This is a genomic window from Kluyvera sp. EC_51 (assembly GCF_019584505.1).
Taxonomy (GTDB): Bacteria; Pseudomonadota; Gammaproteobacteria; order Enterobacterales; family Enterobacteriaceae; genus Kluyvera; species Kluyvera sichuanensis.
Genome location: NZ_VDAG01000042.1, coordinates 80,101 through 97,994 on the forward strand (window position 1 = coordinate 80,101; position 17,894 = coordinate 97,994).

Sequence of the window (17,894 nt, forward strand, 5' to 3'; positions counted from 1 at the left end):
CACACCGGGAGGGTTAATGACCAGCCTTCTCTTCCTGCCAGCGTTCGTGGAGTTGCTCCAGCTCAGCGCTAACCGTTTTCCAGCGGGCGGAGTCCATCAGTTCCTGACGGCTAAATGAACCTTTATGATACAACTTCGTAACACGCTCAGCGTTGATCGGCGACAGGTTATCTAACACGCTGACGGCCCCTTTACGATTATTGCAGACGAGGATCATATCGCAACCTGCATCCAGCGATGCCTGACCGCGCTCAGCGTAGCTGCCCATAATTGCCGCCCCTTCCATCGACAAATCGTCGGAGAAGATCACCCCGTCGAAGCCCAGCTCGCCGCGCAGCACGGTTTTCAGCCAGTGCGGCGAGCCGCTTGCCGGACGCGGGTCGACTTCATCGTAGATAACGTGCGCGGGCATAATGGCGTCGAGCGCGTTTTCGGTAATCAGCGTTTTAAACACCGCCATATCTCTGGCGCGAATCTCAGCCTCTGAACGCGGGTCATGCGGCGTCTCTTTATGCGAGTCGGCGGTCACCGCGCCGTGGCCCGGGAAGTGTTTACCGGTGGTTTTCATCCCGGCACTGTGCATACCGTCAATAAAATGACGCGCCATTGCCAGCGCTTTGTGCGGATCAGCATGATAGGAACGTTCGCCGATGGCGGTGCAGATATGGCCAACGTCCAGCACCGGCGCAAAGCTGATATCAATGTCCATGGCGATCATTTCGCTCGCCATCAACCAGCCAGCGTCTAATGCCATACGTCCGCCCGCCTCTTCGCCCAGCACGGCGGCAAAAGATTGCGCAGCCGGCAAACGGGTGAAGCCTTCCCGGAAGCGCTGGACGCGCCCGCCTTCCTGATCGACCGCCACTACCAGATGATTTCGGGAGGCGCTACGGATCTGGCGAACCAGCTCACGCAGTTGCTCCGGGTCATGATAGTTACGGGTGAAGAGAATTAAGCCGCCTACCAGCGGATGCGCCAGAATTTCACGTTCTTCGGCATCCAGCTCATAGCCTTCAACATCCAACATTACTGGCCCCACACGGCCTCCTTTTTGTCGCTAAGCTGGCACCAAATCTCGTTGGCCAGCGTGATGAATTGTTTGTCGCCGCTTTGTTGCCAGCGACACTCGAACCAGCCGGCCATCAGCATCAGCACCCACGGCCGCCAGCGTTTAACCTGTCGCCAGAGCGCTTCCGGCGAAAAATGCGCCTGCTCGGCGTATGCCCACGTCAGTGCGCGGCGCTGCTTCATGTCTGCCGTCCAGACGGCAGCGAGCTCCAGCGCCACATCGCCGTCTCCCGCATATTCCCAGTCGATCAGCCGCAGCCCGTCGGCGGTATGGACGATATTGCCCGCATGCACGTCCATATGCAGCGGTGCCAGCCGCAGCGGGCGTGGTTCGCCCTGCTTACGCAGACGCTGAAGTTCCCGCAGCCACAGCGGCGTTCGCCGCGCCGGGTCGCATTGCTCCCAGTACTGCATCAGCAGCGGTTGCAGCGAAAGCGCCCAGCCAAACCGAGGCTGCTGGTGCAAATGATACAGGAGAGCGGCAAGCTGACGATGCGCCGGGAGCACGCTTTTGATCTCACCGGGTAAAAAATCGACGGCCATCCAGCCGGGCGTATAAAAAACCGGCTTTGGCGCCAGTGAGGACGGGAGTTGACGCAGGGCGTGATATTGACGCAGGAAGTCGCTTTCCGGCGCATGCGGGTCGTGGTGCTGACGTAGCACCAGCCGTCGTTCGCCGTGTTGCAAAATGCAGCTACTGCCGCTCAGCCCCGCGGTTTCGGGGCTGGCGACAATCTTATAGTGCGGGAAGACGCGTGACAGGAGTTCGTCACGCGAGAGTTTACTGTTGCGCAACCGCACCCTTACCTGACCAGACGATCTCACCGGTCTGTACCAGCATCAGCTGCATTTGCAGCATCGGCGCGTTGACGTTACCGGTGGCGTTGGAATAGAGCACGTACTGTGCGCCCACGTTACGGGCGATGCCCATCGCTTTGCTGCGGGAGCCGAGGCTATCCTGCGGCGACAGGCCAAGCTGCTGCTTCGCCACCGCCAGCTGCTGCGCTGACACCAGGGTGAATTTACCGTTACCCGCCAGCGCATTGCGCAGTGCGGTTGTCGCCTCACCGGCGTTCATCGAACCGTTGGTGCGGTTGTTGACGCTATCAACCAGCAGAATGCTGCCCGCGTTAACGCCGCCAGCCTGGAGCATTTTGCCCACCAGTGGCTGCGCGGCACCGTTCCAGTCATAGTGACGGACGCGCGGCGTTGGCTGCGCAGGCGTTTCACCACCGTGCTCAATTGGCCCTGGCTGCTGCGGAATCGTCGGCACGCTCGGTACCGTCGGCACCGGCTGCTGCGGTTCGGTTGGCTGCTGCGGCTGCTGTGGATTGACCGTGTCGACCGGTGCCGGCTGTTCACGCACCACACACCCGGCGAGGAACATTGCCAGGGAAGCAATTAACGCATAGCGACCCAATTTACTCATTGATAGTTTACCCCTCAGAGATAAAGATAAAGCCGGGCTTTATGCGCCCCAAGACTGTTAGCCGTCCCGTACAGCGTCACCGACCCCATTGCTGGAACCGTGATGCTGCGCGGCGCTTCCAGCGGGTGCATTTCCAGCCCTCTGGCGTCATACCAATAAAAACGATAGTGAACGGTGACCGGCTCTCGCCTTTCATTAAACAGCTTTGCGCTGGCGGTAGACTGGATATCCGATGAACTCAGCACCGGCTTTTCCGCGCTGACCCCCGCCGCCAGGACGTTGGATTCCATGACCAGCGTTTGCTGCTCGCTGACGGCAATTTCCGGGCGCGAATGGCACCCGGCAAGCAGCGTCGCGCAAAGTACAAGACCGAGACAGACCGGTTTCATAGGTTAGCCTTTATGCGCCAGCATTGGCCCCAGCGGGCGACCGCCCACCAAGTGCATGTGAATATGATAAACTTCCTGCCCGCCGTGGCGGTTGCAGTTCATGATCAGACGATAGCCGTCTTCAGCAATCCCTTCATCACGAGCAATTTTCGCCGCCACGGTAACCATGCGCCCCAGCGCCAGTTCGTGCTCGGCGGTAACGTCGTTGGTGGTGGCAATCAGCGTGTTAGGAATGATCAGAATATGCGTCGGCGCCTGCGGAGAAATATCACGGAAGGCGGTGACCAGTTCGTCCTGATAGACGATGTCTGATGGGATTTCGCGACGAATGATTTTGCTGAAAATCGTTTCTTCTGCCATTGGGAGTTCCTTTATTATTCTCATGTGCAGCCGGTAAAATCGTTACCGACGAACAGGTTACATGCCAAGAGTATGAGCGAGTTGCCGCCCCTGTTTCAACCGTAATACGTTTTTTCTTCTACGCGCCAGCCTTTACTTCCGCACCCACTGGCCGTTGATGCCCTGGACGTATTCCCCCGGCTGGGCTTTCTCAATCAGCTTTTTCCCGGCCAGACGCGCCACTTCCTGCGACGGCAGGTTGTTGCTTTGCGCCAGCTGCTGATAGCTTTGGCTGCGTGCTTCATTAATTTTCTTCACCAGCACCAGCGTCTCGCTATCCTGGGCAATGGCCGCCAGATAGCCCCCCTGCGTTTCTCCCACTCGTCCCTGCTGGCGAGCTTCGGGCAGTGTAAGCGCCAGCGCCTGTAGGCTGAAGAGCGTGAGCGCCAGCACGGCGATAATCCCGGATTTTCTCATCATAGCCTCAGAATAGGTCGCTACGGGACTTGAGCAGATCCTCAACGTCCTTATCGGCCTTAATATGGATTTCGTGTTCAATTTTCACGTTCATATTGATGGTGATCGGCTCTTTCGGTGCCGCCACTTCAATACGCGGCACGCACCCTGATAACAGGCCGGTTGCCATCAATCCCAGTATGGCGATGGATAATTTCATTGTTGCTCCTTACATTCCGTGCCGCTGCGACACGGCACATCGGGAAGGGTTGCGTGTTGCTCGAGCCATGACTGAAGTTTGTCGCCAAAGCGCAGGCTTCGCCACAAATCAAAAACATTCTCCTGGTGCGTGTAGTTCAGACGCACCGTGCTGCGTTTCTCGTCCATCACGCCGGTCCCGGTGACCGTTGCCTGTAGCGTCAGCAGACCGAGACTATCGAGATTGATACGCGTCCACGACCGCGAGATCTCCATATAGCGTAACCAGTTAATCGCGGCCCCGGCGGCAATATTGTCATCGGCGACGGCATCGGCGGTGTCTTTGTCCAGTCTCAGGGTCATCGGGCCAGGATTATGCAACCAGCCGTCTTTGATTATCCATTTGCTATCGTTCAGCCACAGCGGCAGCGCACCGTCCACCGGGCCGGACATGGCGAACTGTTTCGGGTTGACCGCGCTGACCAGCTCGCTGGTTGAAATATGCTGCAAGCGTAGCAGCGCCGCATCGTGCTGCGGCATACGCAGCTGCTGCATGGTCACCTTACCCCCGAGCACGTCAACGCTGACGTCGCTCAGTTGTAACGGCGATGCTTCACTCCACGGCCAGGTGCCCTGCAGGTCGGCAGTGACATTACGCGCCGTCACCTGGTTGACGATTTCAGCAATACGCAGCGACACCGGGCGGCGCGTTCCCAACTGCCATACGCCTGCTTTCAGGCGGAACGGCAGTACAAAATCAACGCCGTTGACTTCGTTATCCGGCATCCATGCGCTGCCGTTGCGCAGCACACCGTGGCCACCAGCCTCAAAACCTTGCCCTACCGCCGCAGAGAACGCTACCTGGGCATACAGCGAACCGTCACGCAGCTTCATTTTCCAGTCCGGTGGCACCAGCGGCTGGAACACCGTCAGCGACTGCTTCGGCCACCACGCTTGCCCGCGCAGACGTTCGCCGTCCCAGCGGCCGTTGACGCGAATCGGGCCAATCTCCTGCGCCCTCAGGTCACCTTTAAACTGGAAGAAAGTTGGGTCGCGGCCGTCAACGCTGAAGTTCAGGGCCGAGGCGGGCAAGACGCTGCCGCCGGTAAAGCGCGTCTCTTTGGCATCAAGCGCCAGCGCACCGGTAAAGGAGGGATGCTGTTCGTCGCGGATCCAGTGAATCGGCTGCTGGAGCGTCAGGCGCGGCTGCTCGATGGTCATGGTGCCGTACTGCAGCTTGTCAAAACCGGTGGAGAGTGCGTTGAGCACAATCGCGCTATCGCGCCACTCGCCGGTGCCGGTCACGTCCCAGCGCGCCTGCATCGGCGTAAAGTGACCGTCGCCCCAGTAGCGCCACTGCCAGGTACCTTTATCCGGCATGAAGTTATCGGCCTTGCCATCCAGGTGGAGAACAAAATCGCCGGTTTGCTGCTCATGGGCGCGAAGGATCGCCTGCAGACGGCCATCAATCCCCTGAGTGGAAATTTTGACCCCGGCCAATGGCCAGCGGACATCATCAATATTAAGAGCATCAATAACGCGACCGCGTGAACGGAGTAGCGAACCGGGCTGGAAAGCCAGCGTCGGCGCGGAAAGTGGGCCACTTAACTGTGCAGGAAGCTTAGCGTAGAAAATCAGGTCACCCTGTTTGGCCTCACCAACCAGATGCAGCGGCATGTCGCTGTTATCCATGCTCAGCGTTCCCGGCCCAACGTTCAGCACCGCGACGCCTTTACCGGCATCACCAGAGGTGAGTACGCTCAGTCGACCAGTAATCAGCGTTTTATCGATGCCCTGCTGCCAGTTGTCCAGCTTCACGCCCACGCGACCACGTAGCGGAATGCCCGCCTGAAACGGCCAGCTCCAGCGACCGTCGCTGATAATGAGCTGCTGTTCGGTAATCTGCCACGGGAAGTCGGCAATCGGGTCATCTTCACCGCGCGCCATCATCACCAGTTGCCCCTGATTGCCGTCCCAGTTCAGTTCAGCATCCACCGGCGACGGCACCTGAGGCACCTGGAACGTCGATTCAAGATGGCCCTTCACCGGCAGCCCGTCCGGCACCAGCGGCATGGTAAATTCACCGAGCAGCTTCACCGGCGGTTCGCCTTCCAGCAGGCTGGCATGAAACTCGCTGACCGTCAGCGCCTGCCCGCGCAGGCGGGCGTGCAGTGTCACCTGGTCGCCTTCATACTCCAGTTCCTGATGCTGGGCGGTGAGCGAGACCTTGAGCTTGCCCTGCCACTTTTCCCACGGCGAGATGCTCAGTGAGTCGATGGACAGCCAGGTGTTAGGCAGCATCGACTGCCATTCCGCCAGCGTTCGCGGCGCACCCGGCACCGCATCGTTTTGCGGGAGCTTATTAAAGCAGACGGCGTTGAGATTGACGGCGGCGGCATGCAACTGCCAGCGGCTAGGATGTGACAGCGTCACGTCTTTCAACGTGGCGAGCTCGCAATCCCCTACCAGATAACGTAAATCAGGAACGCGTAAGGAGGTGCGGGTGAAACGTGGGCTGTCGTTCAGCGCAATGCGAGTTCCCGCTGGCAGCCAGATACCCACCAGCGTAGGCACCCAATATCCGAGCGTCATCACCAGCGTCAACGGCAGGAGTATTAATACCAGGAGTAGCGCAATAACGGCTTTATATTTACCCTTCATGGGTGCAGTAATATCCAGATTAAGCAGGCAGTCATGCCGTGAACGCGCAGCGGGCGATCCAAAGAGGCATATTGTGTCATGTCAGACCTGTGAGTGAAAGCCGCCACCATGGATTAATCATAGCTGCTACAAAATAAAACGTGAGGAATTTCAGTTGATTCTGATTGAGACAGTGATTTCTCCCCCGCCGATTATCCGCGTATACTGGTGATAGTTTCTTTACGTAACTTTAGCCTTCAAAACATTTTTATATTTTGTAAGATTTTTTGAAATGTGCTAAATTAACGCCAAAATCATTGGAGAAAAGTCTTATGAAAATCGCCGTTTACAGCACCAAGCAGTACGACAAAAAGTACCTGCAAAATGTTAATGAGACATATGGCTTTGAACTCGAATTTTTTGATTTCCTGCTGACGGAAAAAACCGCGAAAACCGCCCACGGCTGTGAAGCGGTCTGTATTTTCGTCAACGATGACGGCAGCCGTCCGGTTCTGGAAGAGCTGAAGAGAATCGGCGTGAAGTACATTGCGCTGCGCTGTGCGGGCTTTAACAACGTCGATCTCGATGCGGCAAAAGAGCTGGGTCTGCGCGTGGTTCGCGTTCCGGCCTATTCGCCGGAAGCCGTTGCGGAACACGCTATTGGCATGATGATGACGCTCAACCGTCGTATTCACCGTGCTTATCAGCGTACCCGTGATGCTAACTTCTCACTGGAAGGCCTGACCGGCTTTACCATGTTTGGTAAAACCGCTGGGGTGATCGGTACCGGTAAAATTGGCGTCGCCGCCCTGCGCATCCTGAAAGGTTTTGGTATGCGTCTGCTGGCGTTTGACCCGTATCCAAGCGCGGCGGCGCTGGAACTGGGCGTAGAGTACGTTGATCTGCCGACGCTGTTCGCCGAGTCGGACGTTATCTCGCTGCACTGTCCGCTGACCGCAGATAACTATCATCTGCTCAACGCCAGCGCGTTTGAGAAGATGAAAGACGGCGTGATGATCGTCAACACCAGTCGCGGTGCGTTAATTGATTCCCAGGCAGCGATTGAAGCGTTGAAGACGCAGAAAATTGGCGCACTGGGGATGGACGTGTACGAGAACGAGCGCGATCTGTTCTTTGAAGATAAGTCTAACGACGTGATTCAGGATGACGTGTTCCGCCGTCTGTCAGCCTGTCACAACGTGCTGTTTACCGGTCACCAGGCGTTCCTGACCGCGGAGGCGCTGACCAGCATTTCGGAGACGACGCTGGAGAACCTGCGTTTGATCGATACGGGTGCTGATTGCCCTAACGCTATTGCTTAATGCGTTTTTCTTCCCCCACCAGGAACCCACCGTTGTGGGGGAAGAACCGACTACAGATAGGCACACAACGGGGTGATAAACCCAACCACTTTTCTTCTTGCCTGCCGGTACCAGGATTTGGACGAATAAGCGCCTGACCTACCGTCGGAAGCATTTTCCGCCAAGTCCTCCAGCCCTCTCCGGCTGTACAGTAACCCCTCAGAAGCATTCACCTGATCAATATATTTATAAGAAGTCCCGTGCAATGAAGAACCTGTTTTTATTGCTGGCCGCAGCCGCTCTGCTTTCAGGCTGCGTCTATAACAGCAAAATGTCTACCGGCGGTGAACAGCTCCAGCATCACCGTTTTGTACTTGAAAGCGTGAATGGCAAAACCGTCAATAGCAATGGCGCCCCACTCGAAGTGAGCTTTGGTGAAAAACAGTCGCTATTAAATAATATTTATCTCTCCGGCGAGATGTGTAACCGCTTTTCCGGAACCGCAAAAATCAGCAACGGCGAACTGAAAGCCTCCGAACTGGCAATGACCCGTAAGCGTTGTAGCGACGCGCAGCTAAACCAGCTCGACGCGACGCTCAGCAGCATGCTTCGCCAGGGAGCCCAGGTCGATTTAACTGAACATCAGCTGACGCTGGCAACTGCCGATCAGACGCTGACCTTCAAACTCGCCGACCTGGTGAGTTAACACTCAATAGCTACCGCAACTTCCCGCCGCCAGAGATTGTTCGCTGCAACGCTTACCGTTTGGCAGCGCGCACATGCCAATACTGGAGCCATCCAGCTGGCGGGCGGCGGAGAGTGACCCACCGATCATCGCGCAGTTTGCTTCGCCTGAGCTGGACATTGCCGCTCTCATCCCTGGCGTTACGTGCGCCGCCGTGGCCTGCTGGGCAGGTTCACTGCTACACGCGGATAATAAAAGCGCCGCACACCCGACAAAAAAAGCAGCTCGCATCACTTCCCTCCGAATCGCAAAAATAGGAACAAACCTATGCATCATAGGCAGTGCAGCCGCACTCGTCGAGAGAGGAAGCGCGCATTTATGCACCTTAGAAACATTTTCTGGCAATTTTGTGGCTAAAAACATTCGCGTCATTGATATAGACGCGCCCCAAGGACACAAAAGCAAAAATGATTCAGCGCGGGGTTTGCTAAACTTCACCTAACATCATCGACAAGAGCGATGTGTCTATTAAGGATAAATTTCCGGCCTTCGGTACGCCCGTGGGCCACTTTTCTGCGCAATGTAAGGTGTCATAACCAATGATCACAACTGACGGTAATGGTGCGGTCGCCTCAGTAGCGTTCCGAACCAGTGAAGTCATCGCCATTTACCCGATCACGCCGAGTTCAACGATGGCCGAACAGGCCGATGCATGGGCGGGGAATGGGCTTAAGAACGTGTGGGGCGATGTCCCGCGCGTGGTCGAAATGCAGTCTGAAGCCGGCGCCATTGCCGCCGTGCACGGCGCGCTGCAAACCGGCGCGCTGTCGACCTCTTTCACCTCATCGCAGGGTCTGCTGCTGATGATCCCAACGCTCTACAAACTGGCCGGTCAGTTGACCCCGTTTGTCCTGCACGTCGCGGCCCGTACCGTCGCGACCCATGCGCTGTCGATTTTCGGCGACCACTCCGACGTCATGGCTATTCGCCAGACCGGCTGCGCAATGCTCTGTGCCGGTAGCGTTCAGGAAGCGCAGGACTTTGCGCTGATTTCGCATATCGCCACGCTGAAAAGCCGCGTGCCGTTTATTCACTTCTTCGACGGTTTCCGCACCTCGCACGAAATCAACAAAATCGTGCCGCTGTCGGATAACACCATTCGCGACCTGCTGCCGCAGGATGAGATCACCGCACACCGCGCCCGCGCGTTGAACCCAGAACATCCGGTGATTCGCGGGACTTCCGCAAACCCGGACACCTACTTCCAGTCTCGCGAAGCCACTAACCCGTGGTACAACGCGGTATATGACCACGTTGAGCAGGCGATGGCTGATTTCGCCGACGCGACTGGCCGCCACTACAAGCCGTTCGAGTACTACGGCCATCCGCAGGCCGAGCGCGTGATTGTCATCATGGGCTCCGCCATCGGTACCTGTGAAGAGGTGGTGGATGAACTGCTGACCCGCGGCGAGAAAGTCGGCGTGCTGAAAGTGCGCCTCTATCGTCCGTTCTCCGCGCAGCATTTATTGCAGGCGCTGCCGGAAAGCGTGCGCAGCGTGGCGGTGCTCGACCGCACCAAAGAGCCTGGCGCACTGGCCGAGCCGCTGTACCTCGACGTGATGACCGCGCTGGCGGAAGGGTTCAATCAGGGCGAGCGCGAAACCTTACCTCGCGTGATTGGCGGCCGCTACGGCCTGTCGTCAAAAGAGTTTGGCCCGGACTGCGTGCTGGCTATCTTTAATGAGCTATCGGAAGCGAAGCCAAAACCGCGCTTCACCGTCGGCATTTACGACGATGTTACTAACCTCTCCCTGCCGCTGCCGGAAAACACGCTGCCGTCGCGCGCGCGTCTGGAAGCGCTGTTCTACGGGCTTGGTAGTGACGGTAGCGTCTCAGCCACCAAGAACAACATCAAGATCATCGGTAACTCGACGCCGTGGTTTGCGCAGGGTTACTTCGTCTACGACTCCAAAAAGGCCGGCGGCCTGACGGTTTCTCACCTGCGCGTGAGCGACACGCCCATTCGTTCCGCCTATCTGGTGGCGCAGGCCGATTTCGTTGGCTGCCACCAGCTGCAGTTTATCGATAAATACCAGATGGCCGAACGCCTGAAGCCTGGCGGTATTTTCCTGCTCAACACCCCTTACAGCGCCGATGAAGTGTGGGGACGTCTGCCGCAGGAAGTGCAGGCCGTTCTGAACCAGAAAAAAGCGCGCTTTTACGTGATTAACGCGGCGAAAATCGCCCGTGAATGCGGGCTCGCCGCGCGTATTAATACCGTAATGCAGATGGCGTTCTTCCATCTGACGCAAATCCTGCCAGGTGACAGCGCGCTGATGGAACTGCAAAACGCCATCGCCAAAAGCTACAGCAGCAAAGGTCAGGATCTGGTTGAGCGTAACTGGCAGGCGCTGGCGCTCGCGCGCGAGTCGCTGTTTGAAGTGCCGCTACAGCAGGTTAACGCCGCCAGCCCGAACCGCCCGCCGGTGGTGTCCGACGCCGCTCCAGATTTCGTCAAAACCGTGACCGCCGCAATGCTCGCCGGGCTTGGCGATGCGCTGCCGGTCTCCGCACTGCCGCCAGACGGTACCTGGCCGGTAGGCACCACCCGCTGGGAGAAACGCAACATTGCCGAAGAGATCCCTATCTGGAAAGAGGATCTTTGTACCCAGTGTAACCACTGCGTCGCGGCCTGCCCGCACTCGGCGATTCGTGCCAAAGTGGTCTCCCCGGAAGAGATGGAAAACGCCCCGGCGTCCCTGCACTCTCTGGACGTGAAGTCCCGCGATATGCGCGGCCAGAAATACGTCCTGCAGGTGGCGCCTGAGGACTGCACCGGCTGTAACCTGTGCGTGGAAGTCTGCCCGGCGAAAGATCGTCAGGATCCAAGCATTAAGGCCATCAATATGATGTCCCGCCTGGAGCACGTTGAAGAAGAGAAAGTAAACTATGACTTCTTCCTCGACCTGCCGGAAATCGATCGTAGCAAGCTGGAACGTATCGATATTCGTACCTCGCAGCTGATTACCCCGCTGTTTGAATACTCCGGTGCCTGCTCCGGCTGCGGTGAAACGCCGTATATCAAACTGCTGACCCAGCTTTACGGCGACCGTATGCTGATTGCCAACGCCACCGGCTGTTCTTCTATCTACGGCGGCAACCTGCCTTCCACACCGTACACCACCGATGCTAATGGTCGCGGCCCGGCGTGGGCCAACTCGCTGTTTGAAGATAACGCCGAGTTTGGTCTGGGCTTCCGCTTGACGGTCGATCAGCATCGTCAGCGCGTGATGCGCCTGCTGGACGGTTTTGCCGAACATATTCCGGCTGAGCTGAACGACGCGCTGCACGCCGATGCCACACCGGATGTCCGTCGCGAACAGGTCTCACAGCTGCGCAGCGCGCTGAAAGGTGTTGAGGGCGCTGAAGAGCTGCTGACCGATGCCGACGCACTGGTCGAGAAATCGATCTGGCTGATTGGCGGCGATGGCTGGGCCTACGATATTGGCTTCGGCGGCCTGGATCACGTGATGAGCCTGACCGAGAACGTCAATATTCTGGTGCTGGATACCCAGTGTTACTCCAACACCGGCGGCCAGGCCTCTAAAGCGACCCCGCTCGGCGCAGTCACCAAGTTTGGCGAGCACGGCAAGCGCAAAGCGCGTAAAGATTTGGGCGTCAGCATGATGATGTACGGTCATGTTTATGTGGCGCAGATTTCACTCGGCGCCCAGCTCAACCAGACGGTGAAAGCCATTCAGGAAGCCGAGTCTTATCCGGGCCCATCGCTGATCATCGCCTACAGCCCTTGTGAAGAGCACGGCTACGATCTGGCGTTGAGCCACGATCAGATGCGTCAGCTTACCGCTACCGGCTTCTGGCCGCTGTTCCGCTTCGACCCGCGTCGCGCTGACGAAGGGAAAATCCCGCTGGCGCTGGACTCTCGCCCACCGTCAGACGCGCTGGCAGAAACGCTGATGAACGAGCAGCGCTTCCGTCGCCTGAACAGCCAGCAGCCGGAAGTGGCCGAGCAGCTGTGGAAAGACGCGGCAGAGGACCTGCAAAAGCGCTACGACTTCCTCGCACAGCTGGCCGGAAAGGCTGAGAAGACAACGCCGCAGGAATAACGATTGTTATCGACAGCCGCCTTCTTTATGAAGGCGGTTTTTTTTGCCCGGTACGTAGTTAATTCGACCAATACGATTATTCCCGCGCATCACTATATTTTTTCATGTAAATCCGAACCGAATGCAGGAATGACAGAAACATTTAGTTTTATGCTATCGATCACACTATTTAATCTCGCATGGCCAAATTTCCGTCACCCGGTGTGAGAAACGTATTCAGCCATCGCGTTATTATCTACTTTCAGCCGCTTCTTAACGCGTCAAATATGTAGCATTACGTCCGTCTACCCTGTGCTTATTATCTATAAAAACTGACTATCGAATAGGGCGATAATGACCTAATGCGGGTGTAGATAGGATAGACTCAACGACCGACAGGCAAACGCCACCACACCGTAAAACACACATAAAAACAAGGCAATAAAAAAAGCCCGAATAGCAATTCGGGCTTGTCATTTGAGAGTGACGAATAAATGAAATGACACACGGCAACTTAAATACGTTGTGTGACAAAAAGGCATATAACGGAGATAGCTTACGGCAGCGAATATTCTTTGTATAATTTTTATTTTATATGTTTCAATGATAAATATTCATGAGAATTATCATCGTTTCATGGGAATTATATTCTTTAGATTTTACTTATGTTGTAACAAATGTTATTTACCATCTCCGATAGGTCTCCTTTAGCATTGCCTTACTTCCTCCATTTGAGTGGAAGTGCGCGAATAAAAATACTAAAGGAATAATTTCAATGAACAGAAAAGTACTGGCCCTCGTTATCCCTGCGCTGTTAGCAGCAGGCGCAGCTCATGCCGCAGAAATTTATAACAAAGACGGCAACAAATTAGACATGTATGGCAAGGTAGATGGTCTGCACTATTTCTCCAGCGATTCCAAAAAAGACGGTGATCAGACCTACGTCCGTTTTGGCTTTAAAGGCGAAACTCAGATTAACGATATGCTGACTGGCTACGGTCAGTGGGAATACAACGTTCAGGCAAACTCTTCTGAAGGTGACGGCGCTAACAACTGGACCCGTCTGGCATTTGCTGGCCTGAAATTCGGCGACTACGGCTCATTCGACTACGGTCGTAACTACGGCGTGCTGTACGACGTGGAAGGCTGGACCGATATGCTGCCAGAGTTTGGCGGCGATACCTATACCAATGCTGACAACTTCATGACTGGTCGTGCTAACGGTGTTGCGACCTACCGTAACAATGACTTCTTCGGTCTGGTTGATGGCCTGAACTTTGCTCTGCAGTATCAGGGCAAAAACGAAAGCAAAGGCACCGATGATGTTGGGACCAACAACCGCGGCAATGTCGGTGATAGTGATGTGCGCTACGATAATGGCGACGGTTTCGGTGTTTCTACCTCATACGATTTAGGTATGGGCGTAAGCGCTTCTGCTGCGTATGCAACTTCTGATCGTACTAACGATCAGATCGATGGCACGAATGCTAAAGGCGATAAAGCTGACGCATGGACTCTGGGTCTGAAATACGACGCTAACAACATCTACCTGGCAACCATGTATGCTGAAACCAACAACATGACCCCGTACGGTAATGATGGCGTAGCAAACAAAACCCAGAACTTTGAAGTTACCGCACAGTACCAGTTCGACTTCGGTCTGCGTCCAGCAATTTCTTACCTGCAGTCCAAAGGTAAAGATCTGTACGGCACCACTACTAACGCTAACGTTAGCTCCAACTCTGTTGGCGACAAAGATCTGGTTAAATACCTGGATCTGGGCGCAACCTACTACTTCAACAAAAACATGTCCACCTACGTTGATTACAAAATCAACCTGCTGGACGGCAACGATTCCTTCTATCAGGAAAACGGTATCTCTACCGACAACATCGTTGGCGTAGGCCTGGTTTACCAGTTCTAATGCAACAAAAAACCCGCTGGCAACAGCGGGTTTTCTCTTTTATCAGCCAGCACAGCATCACTGCACCGCGCTTTCTCCGTGAATCTCGCCCTTAAACCCGGTTTTGGCTATCGCCGCCAGCAGCTGTTGGTTATCAAAATTCTCCGGCACCACCACCTCCGCCTGACGCGTTTTCAGCGACGCTTTCGCCTTAATCACCCCATCGGTCGTACGTAGCGCCTGATTAATTGAAATCACGCACAGCGGGCAGTTCATCTCGCCGATATCAATGGTCACCAGCTTATCGGTGGCCCAGCCCAGCGGCGTAAAGAGCATCAACGCCAGACATACTGCTTTTTTCATTCCATCCACTCCCAAATCCAGGGCAGAACATAAGGATAGGTGATAAGCGCCAGTACCAGCGGTACCGACAGCCAATAGAGCCACACCAGCACCCGACGGCTCACCACGTTGACGCATACCGGTTTCGGCGACAAATGCAAACGCCAGAACCCCCGCGCCATCAGCCCTACCGCGACGACGATCATTGGGAACTGCAGCCAGGAGGCGCCAGGAATACCCACCAGCCCCGCTGCCGAGATACCAAACAGCAGATACAGCAGCGGCCCAATGCAGCACAGGGTCGAGGCACCGGCGGCAACGATCGCCGCCAGTAGCGTCAGGACGCCGCCCTTAATGCTGTTCGACGCTGACATAGTCGTAGCTAAATGCCGCAGGATCGTAGAAGTTCAGCGGATCGCCATCCACCTCGGCGTACGGGTAGCCCAGGTTGTTAACGTCACCCTGCTCTGCCGCTGGCGACAGCGCAAAATCACGCGCGTGGTTGAAGCCCACCCAGTTCATCTCCCAGTTGCCGAACAGATAGTCGTTCACCGCCGTCACCGCCGGGTCGCCGTTCTCTTTTTTCTCGGTCAGACGCATTTTGGTGACGTCCGCCGGGTCGGCAGGCATCCAGCCGAAGCCGGCCAGCCAGAACATCGCGCGGCAGTGTTGGCCGCCGCTGACTTTTGCCACGCCCTGCGCATCGGCGCTGCCGAAGGCTTTTTTAGAGTAGCCGTCGAGCTTGCGGCTCGCGCCCAGGCGAATACCGAACATTTCACGCGCCGGGATCCCGACCGCGCGGCACAGCGCCACGAATACCGAGTTGATGTCGGTGCATTTACCGCCAAGCTTACCGGTTTTCAGGATCTCACCCACGTCACCGGTACCGCAGCCAATCACCGCATCATCACGGTGCATATGCGTGCTCACCCAGTCATGAATCAGACGCGCCTGCTTCAGCGGCGCCTTTTCGCTGCCGATAATTTTCAGCGCAGTCTCTTTGACCAGACCATCAACGGGAATATGAGGGGTTGCCTGCAGGAACGGTTTGATCTCGTCAGGGATCACCGCGCCTTCCACCGGCAATTGCCAGTCGGCAAGACGGTTTTCTTTCAGCACTTCCCAATCGCGGGTTTCAATCTCCATGTCGACCTTAATTTCCAACGGGCCGCTGGAGGCAGGCCAGGTCACAAACAGGACTTTCGCCCCGTAGCGGTTATTGGCGTTGAGGGTAGCGCTTTGATAGTTGCCGCTAAAGGAGAGATCAAGCAGCTGCTGGAAGGCGGTATCTTCCGGGATGGGGATCCACAAATTGACCTTGCCGGAAGAGCCCTGTGGGGCCTTAAGGCTGTAGGTCTGGGTCATCACGAAACGGCGTGATTTGCCGGAAGACGAGACGGCAGGCTTTGCGACGGCTTCGGTTTTAGCAAAAACCGGGCTCACCAGCCCAAGGGTGGAGAGTGCCGCGGCACCTTTCAGAAAGTTACGCCTTTCCATTGTGTTTCCTTCATCACCAGAAAAAGCTGGCGCTTAACCCCGCACCTGCGGAGGTTGGCCGCTATTATGCGGCTACGCATTCATCACCACAATGAATAACAGGGCATTAAAGGCGCGAAATGCCAAGCGGACGACGGACAATGCGCCACTCGAGACCTATAATCTGGCATCGTGACAAAAATTGCGGGTATAATCCTCGCCATTATTCATCCTATTCAGAAGCGAAAATGACAAAACTTACCTTACAAGAGCAGATGCTAAAAGCGGGATTAGTCTCCAGTAAAAAAGTGGCCAAAGTTCAGCGTACGGCGAAAAAATCGCGCGTTCAGGCTCGTGAGGCAAGAGAAGCGGTCGAAGAGAATAAAAAGGCGCAGCTTGAGCGCGATAAATTGCTTAGCGAGCAGCAAAAACAGGCCGTGTTATCCAAAGAGTATAAAGCGCAGGTTAAACAGCTGATTGAAATGAACCGCGTCATGCCGGGCCGCGGCGATATTAGCTTTAACTTTACCGACGGCAGCATCATCAAAAAAATCACCGTCGATAAGCTGACGCAGACCCAGTTGATTAACGGGCGTCTCGCCATCGCGCGTCTGGCAACCCAGAGCAACGGTGAGAGCGAATACGCGATTATCCCGGCGGTCGTGGCGGAAAAAATCGCCCAGCGCGATGCCAGCAGCATTGTTCTGCACAGCGCCCTAAGCCAGGAAGTGCAGGATGAAGACGATCCGTACGCTGATTTCAAAATCCCTGACGATCTGATGTGGTAAACATCCCCCCGCCTACGTCTTACCAAAAGCCCTCACGGGCTTTTTTAATGTCTAAAATGGGCTAGCATGACGCACATTGACCGCTTCACCACTGACGGGATGAACAAAATTCAGCTCGCTGGCGTGCAGCATCAGTCTCGGTGTCCCTTCGGCACCGGACATCAGTAGCCCGCCGTACAGATCACAACCTAAAATCGGATGACCCAGTTGCTGGCAGTGTATACGCAACTGATGCGTGCGCCCGGTTTCCGGTGTTAACGAGACTCGCGTCAGCGGCAACTGAGTTCCCTCTTTCCCCTGCTGGAAAAAACGCGCTTCAACCCGGTAATGTGACCGTGCCGGTTTTCCCTGCTGCGGGCAAATTGTCATGCGCGGAAACCGCGCCGGATCCTTAGCAATCGCCGCGTCAATAATCCCTTCGTCATCTTCAAGATGGCCGCACAGCAACGCACTGTATACCTTAGTCACGCTACGCTGGCTGAACTGCTGACACAGCGCGGCATTCATCTCTTTGTTACGTGCCACCACCATGAGCCCGGAGGTGCCAAAATCAAGACGGTGAACCAACGTACAGCCGGGAAAATCCTTTACCAGCCGATAGTGTACTGAATCGAAGTTCTGCGGATTCTTACCCGATAGGCTCAGCAACCCGCTGGGCTTATTGATAAGTAGCAAATGCGCATCTTCATAGAGGATTTCTATCTCGGCGGAACACGGTGGAGCGATAAAAGTATCAACAATCGTAGACATCAGGCGACCAGTATTGCGAAGGAG

Annotated in this window: 18 protein-coding genes; 5 read left to right on the forward strand and 13 right to left on the reverse strand. The window is 55.9% G+C overall.

The window, feature by feature from the left end; translation table 11 throughout:
* Positions 1 to 13 precede the first annotated feature (13 nt).
* From nagZ to FHC49_RS11235, 8 genes are all read right to left on the reverse strand, one after another.
* Positions 14 to 1,039 (reverse strand): beta-N-acetylhexosaminidase, encoded by a 1,026-nt coding sequence (nagZ, locus tag FHC49_RS11200; protein ID WP_220439784.1) that lies wholly within the window; start codon positions 1,037 to 1,039, stop codon positions 14 to 16.
* Positions 1,027 to 1,869: a thiamine kinase gene (gene thiK / locus FHC49_RS11205; RefSeq protein ID WP_220439785.1), complete on the reverse strand. Its 843-nt coding sequence runs from the start codon at positions 1,867 to 1,869 to the stop codon at positions 1,027 to 1,029. Before thiK ends, nagZ begins: the two co-directional genes overlap by 13 nt.
* Positions 1,850 to 2,488 carry a penicillin-binding protein activator LpoB gene (gene lpoB / locus FHC49_RS11210; RefSeq protein ID WP_220439801.1) on the reverse strand — a complete coding sequence of 213 codons (639 nt, stop codon included), beginning with the start codon at positions 2,486 to 2,488 and terminating at the stop codon, positions 1,850 to 1,852. Before lpoB ends, thiK begins: the two co-directional genes overlap by 20 nt.
* Positions 2,489 to 2,511: 23 nt before the next feature.
* Entirely contained in the window at positions 2,512 to 2,886 is a 375-nt protein-coding gene (locus FHC49_RS11215; protein WP_220439786.1) for a YcfL family protein, read from the reverse strand.
* A gap of 3 nt (positions 2,887 to 2,889) precedes the next feature.
* Positions 2,890 to 3,246, reverse strand: coding sequence for a purine nucleoside phosphoramidase (hinT, locus tag FHC49_RS11220; protein WP_185666099.1), 357 nt, complete (start codon positions 3,244 to 3,246; stop codon positions 2,890 to 2,892).
* A 132-nt stretch (positions 3,247 to 3,378) separates the two neighbouring features.
* Positions 3,379 to 3,702 (reverse strand): YdbL family protein, encoded by a 324-nt coding sequence (locus FHC49_RS11225; RefSeq protein WP_220439802.1) that lies wholly within the window; start codon positions 3,700 to 3,702, stop codon positions 3,379 to 3,381.
* 7 nt (positions 3,703 to 3,709) lie between these two features.
* Complete coding sequence (locus FHC49_RS11230; protein WP_185666098.1) at positions 3,710 to 3,901, reverse strand: YnbE family lipoprotein; 192 nt, start codon at positions 3,899 to 3,901, stop codon at positions 3,710 to 3,712.
* Complete coding sequence (locus tag FHC49_RS11235) at positions 3,898 to 6,540, reverse strand: YdbH family protein (RefSeq protein WP_220439787.1); 2,643 nt, start codon at positions 6,538 to 6,540, stop codon at positions 3,898 to 3,900. Before FHC49_RS11235 ends, FHC49_RS11230 begins: the two co-directional genes overlap by 4 nt.
* A gap of 311 nt (positions 6,541 to 6,851) precedes the next feature.
* On the opposite strand from FHC49_RS11235, the gene FHC49_RS11240 reads away from it, so the two are divergent.
* Together FHC49_RS11240 and hslJ are read left to right on the forward strand one after the other, a co-directional pair.
* Entirely contained in the window at positions 6,852 to 7,841 is a 990-nt protein-coding gene (locus FHC49_RS11240; protein WP_220439788.1) for a 2-hydroxyacid dehydrogenase, read from the forward strand.
* A gap of 244 nt (positions 7,842 to 8,085) precedes the next feature.
* Positions 8,086 to 8,526: a heat shock protein HslJ gene (hslJ, locus tag FHC49_RS11245; RefSeq protein ID WP_220439789.1), complete on the forward strand. Its 441-nt coding sequence runs from the start codon at positions 8,086 to 8,088 to the stop codon at positions 8,524 to 8,526.
* A gap of 3 nt (positions 8,527 to 8,529) precedes the next feature.
* Here the strand turns inward: hslJ and FHC49_RS11250 are convergent, their stop codons facing one another.
* A complete protein-coding gene (locus FHC49_RS11250; protein ID WP_220439790.1) occupies positions 8,530 to 8,796 on the reverse strand; it encodes a DUF333 domain-containing protein in 267 nt (88 codons plus the stop codon).
* Between the two features lie 308 nt (positions 8,797 to 9,104).
* Between FHC49_RS11250 and nifJ the strand changes: the two genes are divergently transcribed.
* Positions 9,105 to 12,632: a pyruvate:ferredoxin (flavodoxin) oxidoreductase gene (gene nifJ / locus FHC49_RS11255; RefSeq protein WP_220439791.1), complete on the forward strand. Its 3,528-nt coding sequence runs from the start codon at positions 9,105 to 9,107 to the stop codon at positions 12,630 to 12,632.
* A gap of 754 nt (positions 12,633 to 13,386) precedes the next feature.
* A complete protein-coding gene (gene ompC / locus FHC49_RS11260) occupies positions 13,387 to 14,535 on the forward strand; it encodes a porin OmpC (RefSeq protein ID WP_220439792.1) in 1,149 nt (382 codons plus the stop codon).
* Positions 14,536 to 14,592: 57 nt separating this feature from the next.
* Here ompC and FHC49_RS11265 read toward each other — a convergent pair whose 3' ends face one another.
* The 3 genes from FHC49_RS11265 to FHC49_RS11275 are packed head-to-tail and all read right to left on the reverse strand — an operon-like array spanning position 14,593 to position 16,353.
* Positions 14,593 to 14,877, reverse strand: coding sequence for a heavy-metal-associated domain-containing protein (locus FHC49_RS11265; protein ID WP_220439793.1), 285 nt, complete (start codon positions 14,875 to 14,877; stop codon positions 14,593 to 14,595).
* On the reverse strand, positions 14,874 to 15,230 hold the full coding sequence (locus tag FHC49_RS11270) for a hypothetical protein (protein WP_185666090.1): 357 nt from the start codon (positions 15,228 to 15,230) through the stop codon (positions 14,874 to 14,876). Before FHC49_RS11270 ends, FHC49_RS11265 begins: the two co-directional genes overlap by 4 nt.
* A complete protein-coding gene (locus FHC49_RS11275; protein ID WP_185666089.1) occupies positions 15,208 to 16,353 on the reverse strand; it encodes a transglutaminase-like domain-containing protein in 1,146 nt (381 codons plus the stop codon). The genes FHC49_RS11270 and FHC49_RS11275 overlap by 23 nt, the downstream gene beginning before the upstream one ends.
* Positions 16,354 to 16,580: 227 nt before the next feature.
* On the opposite strand from FHC49_RS11275, the gene FHC49_RS11280 reads away from it, so the two are divergent.
* Complete coding sequence (locus FHC49_RS11280) at positions 16,581 to 17,120, forward strand: DUF2058 domain-containing protein (RefSeq protein WP_185666088.1); 540 nt, start codon at positions 16,581 to 16,583, stop codon at positions 17,118 to 17,120.
* Positions 17,121 to 17,171: 51 nt separating this feature from the next.
* On the opposite strand, the gene FHC49_RS11285 is transcribed toward FHC49_RS11280, so the two are convergent.
* Positions 17,172 to 17,870, reverse strand: a complete 699-nt coding sequence (locus FHC49_RS11285; RefSeq protein WP_220439794.1) for an RluA family pseudouridine synthase — start codon at positions 17,868 to 17,870, stop codon at positions 17,172 to 17,174.
* Between the last annotated feature and the right edge of the window lie 24 nt (positions 17,871 to 17,894).